Source organism: Spiroplasma sp. hyd1 (genome assembly GCF_016082235.1).
Classification (GTDB): domain Bacteria; phylum Bacillota_I; class Bacilli_A; order Mycoplasmatales; family Mycoplasmataceae; genus Spiroplasma; species Spiroplasma poulsonii.
The window spans coordinates 1-4,786 of record NZ_JXYY01000068.1; the positions used below are offsets into that span (position 1 = coordinate 1).

General features: G+C 24.8%; 3 protein-coding genes. 1 reads left to right on the plus strand and 2 read right to left on the minus strand.

Going from position 1 to position 4,786, the window contains the following annotated elements; translation table 4 throughout:
- Positions 1-2,117 precede the first annotated feature (2,117 nt).
- Positions 2,118-2,618, minus strand: coding sequence for a lipoprotein (locus TS70_RS08725; protein WP_198049691.1), 501 nt, complete (start codon positions 2,616-2,618; stop codon positions 2,118-2,120).
- Between the two features lie 14 nt (positions 2,619-2,632).
- Positions 2,633-4,030 (minus strand): ribosome-inactivating family protein, encoded by a 1,398-nt coding sequence (locus tag TS70_RS05845; RefSeq protein ID WP_198049692.1) that lies wholly within the window; start codon positions 4,028-4,030, stop codon positions 2,633-2,635.
- 431 nt (positions 4,031-4,461) lie between these two features.
- Between TS70_RS05845 and TS70_RS05850 the strand changes: the two genes are divergently transcribed.
- On the plus strand, positions 4,462-4,786 hold a 325-nt coding region (locus TS70_RS05850; protein ID WP_198049693.1), incomplete at its 3' end, for a S1 RNA-binding domain-containing protein.

A 4,786-nucleotide genomic window follows, 5' to 3' on the forward strand; every position in this document is an offset into this window, starting at 1 on the left:
GCTAATCAATCACAATATAGTGACCCCGACTTAGAACAGTTATTTACCGAAGACCGCGCAAGAACCTTATATATTTATAAAATTAATAATCTTGTTAAGACAAAGCAAAAACCAACCTTAAACTACTCTCAAAATAGCGTTAAAATAGGTTTTATTGACAAAGATGAATATATTAAAATAACTGGCTATGAAATTAGTGACTTTAATTTTAAATTACAAATTCAACAAAACACCACAGTACAAGATAATAGTACAAGTTATGTTATGATTGATGAAAAAGATATTTTAATTAATGATATTTCAAAACAAGACAAAGCATTTTTAGAAACATTAGACTTAAAAATAGTATCTATTAATGAACCAATTAGTGAAGATAATAAAAATGAATGTTATATCATCGAAGAATATAAACGCCCCTATTCACCAGATGGTGTTAATATTATTAAATCTACCCATTTAGTTAAAATAACTGACTTTAAATGAAAAAACCAAAATAGTATTCATTTAGTATTACAAAAATCATTACCCGAAGATACTGTTGTTAATGGAATTGAAATTAAATATCCTAAAGCGATGTTATTTGGAAATATTAGGTGTTGAGGCAATATTAATGGTATTTATTCTTATCCATCATCAAATATTGAAAATGCTAGTTTAGTACCCTTATTATCAATGCCAATAGAGACAGAACCTAATTTAAAAGTATTTCAGTATTGATTTACTGAAAGTTTTTTACCGTGAAGTATTGCCAAAAACTATATTCAAGGAAAAGATATTTTAGGTTTATTAGACGTTAAAGAACTAAATATTATTTTGTTAAATTTTTTAACATATCGTTATAATTACGATAGAAAATTCCAAGGCTCAAAATACGACGAAAAAGGTAATCCTACCAATAAAGTGGCTGAGCTGCGCCAAAAATTCGAAGGACAAAAACCTGAAGATGTTATTGATGGTTTATTTGAAAATTGAAAATTAGATAATTTTACTTCTTTAAATGATAATGCTGTTAAAAGATTTAAGCAAATTGTTTATATGTTATCAAATTATACATATAGTAAATATGCAATTAATAAAGGTTATAATGATGATATTAAATTATTTTCTCCTTATTTTTTTGAATTAATTTCAAAACCAGTTAAAAAAGAAAATGGATATTGAGAATTTAAAGATTGTCAAGTACTATTAAATTCATCATATTTTAATTTTTCTGGTGGTCCCACTCCACCTAAAAATTATTGAAAAGAAATTTATGCAAGTGGAACACCATTTAATCAAGTTGATAATAAATGATATTTTGTGGTGTGGCGTAATGATGATAATGGTGATTTAAAAATTAGTAAATTTAAAAATAATGTAAAATTGAATGTTGGTGAGACACACACTATTAACGAGAGTTTATATTTATTCAATGGAAATTTTGCTGCTAATTTAAAAATTGATTTACAAGTTATTTTAAAAAACGGAGTTCCTCTTGGATGATTTTTCGATAGGGATAGCGCTTTTTTAAAATCTGTTTATTGTTGAAATAATGATAGCAAACCGAATACACCAATTATTGATCCAAAAACAGGACAAATTACAGACTGAAATTTAAAAAATCAAAATAATATAAACAATGCNGATGGTGAAATTAAAGTAACTATTAAAAACAAAGATATTTCAGAAAACCCCATTTATCAGTTAGAAGCAAATTATTTTAATTGATTATCAATAACAAATGAATTAGAAACAAACGACATACCTTCTCTTATTCCTGCTGAAATTAAATTATCAGATGGAGAATATGGCAAGTATTTAACTAATTTAATTGTTTCTAATGACAAAATAGAAGATTATTTAAATCATTTTTCTCAATGATATAGATTACTTTATTCAAAAGCAGTTTGAATAAGTATGACTAAAAATTTAGTTGAAGATAGAATTAAAATAACTTTTGATAAAGAATTATTTATTTTAAATCAGATTGAAATATCAGGGATATGAGGCTATGGAAATTATGACATTACAATTTTTACAGAAAAAGAACAAATTAATATTAATAATTTACAACTATTTAATAAAAAAAATGAAAAATTATCATTAATTACATTAGAAATATAAAAAGTTATTTAGATTTATAAATCTAAATAACTTTTTAATTTATTTTCAACATCTATATTTGGTTCGCTCTCATTATTTCAACAATAAACAGATTTTAAAAAAGCGCTATCCCTATCGAAAAATCATCCAAGAGGAACTCCGTTTTTTAAAATAACTTGTAAATCAATTTTTAAATTAGCAGCAAAATTTCCATTGAATAAATATAAACTCTCGTTAATAGTGTGTGTCTCACCAACATTCAATTTTACATTATTTTTAAATTTACTAATTTTTAAATTACCATTATCATCATTACGCCACACCACAAAATATCATTTATTATCAACTTGATTAAATGGTGTTTCTTGTTGCGCTATTCATTCTAAAATACCATTTTTTGTATTTATATTGTTCTTTTCTTTTAGTTGTTNTAATTTTTCAGGTGTATATTCTTGTGGTGTATTACAAGCAACTAAACTTGTTGTACTTGTTCCTATTAAAGTGATTGTTCCTAAAATGCTTAATATTTTTTTCATTTAATTATTTTAATTTAAGATAATTCAATACGTCTGCCAAGATTGTGTCATGAAGCACCGCCACTTCAACTTGCTCAACTTTCACCGTATAAATATGTTAAAATTTGTAAATGTCAAGTATTATCTTCTTTTCAATAAAATGTAAGACCAGTATATACTTTACCTCTTGCTGAACCACGTCATTTAATATCAATTAATTCTTTATTTGCATATTTTTTAGCATCTGAATCAGAAACAACTTTAACATTAGTAATAATATCTTTAATATTCTTATTTTTAAAAATATCATTTACATTTCAACCCCAATGTGAATTTCCACCTCAAGAAAATTTTGAATATACCTCTTTATTTTCTTCTTCATTAAAAAAAATAATTTTATTATAATAAGTTGGAATTTCTCTGCCTAAATTAATATCAAGTATTCCAATTTTTTCTTCTCCGTTACGTCATTCTAAAAAATATTCTACTGGTTGTTGATTTTCAGTTAAAAATTTTGATAATATTGGTTTATCATAACACGTTGTATTATTTTTATAGTAAAAACTTCCACAACTATTTAAATGCATTAAAATTACTGAAGTAAATATTAAAATCTTACTAATGTGAGTAAATCCATCTAAACTATTTTCATGTTCTTCTAAATAATTAATTGCTTCGCTTGTGGTTCTTGATCAATTAGTTATAATTGGGTAAAAATCATCTCTTCAATATAATTGAATATTTTGATTATAAGTTCTTTCAATATTTTCTCTAACTTGTCTAAAACGCATACTTTCTGCTGTTGCTAAAATAACGCGAGCTAATGCCCCTCTGATTACAGAGTTGTTTCCGGGGTTTTCACCATAATTTACTAAATCATTAAAAGCTTGTTCTATACCTGATCAACTTATTGTGGGGTTAGAATCACCGATCAGAGTGTTATAATTTGAATCAAAGTTTAAGTTTCTAGGAGTTTGACCATTAATACTTGTTATTGTAGAATCGGAAAAATGATAATATATTGTATCATATGAAAAACCTTGTAAATAAAAATCGCTTGATCTAAAAACTAAGTCAATATTAATTGATTGATTATCTCTTTCTACAGAAAAAGGAATAACAAAAGAATTAAATTGTGTATTATTAATAGCAAAGTATGATGTTCCACCACTATTGTTTAAATTTAATATAATTCCATTATCTAATAAACTTTTTAAAATTTGTTTTTTTAATTTATCAAAATAATCATTAGCATTTCAATTAACATATAATCTTGGTGTTTTAAACGACGCATCATTTTTAAAAATAGAATATTCAGTTGATGTTTGTGTTTTATTTTCTTCTTGTTTTTCATAAGGACTGGCGGCAATTGTTGTTGGCACAGCAGTTCCACTAATTGTTAAGACACTTAATAAACTTAACAGTTTTTTCATTTTGTATAATTTCCTTTCTTTCATCTTGAAACTTTTTATCAAGATATATTGACATTATATATATGCAAGTCAAGAGTTTTAAATATTTTATTTTAGAAAGGGGCTTATTTAGAATGATTATTATTGTGATTATATTTTAATACTAATCTGGGCTCGCGGTGATTTTCATAATTTTGTGAAAAATAACTTAAAGTTTAAAAAAACTTTTGCCGCGCTTTTCAAAGTACTTGGGAAAAATTCTAAGCGTTAAGCGAAGAATTTTATAAAGGTTCCCAAATTTGTTTGAAAGAACTTCAAAATCTTTTTTAACTTGTAAGTCATTTTATCACAAAAATTTAAAAAAATCAACCGCTCGCCCAATTCTGCAAATGATTTTTATAGTCTTAATGATATAATTAAAGCATTTAAAGAAAGGAAGTATATTTAATTTTATGTATAAAAAAGGAAATAAAGTTAATGTTAAAATAACAAATATTACACCTTATGGTGCTTTTTGTAGAGCAGAAAAGGCTGATGGTTTAATTCATATTAGTGAGATTTCAGATTATTATGTAAGAGATATTAAAGATTTTTTCACTGTTGGTGATGAAATTGAANTTGAGGTGTTAGATTTTAATAAAATTAGAAAACATCTTAAATTAAGTTATAAAAATTGTCATCTTGAACTATTGAAAAATGATGATGGTAATGAAATACAAGAAAAATCACCTAGTTTAGAAAAAACATTAAATACTAATTATTTAATAGACTTCTTGC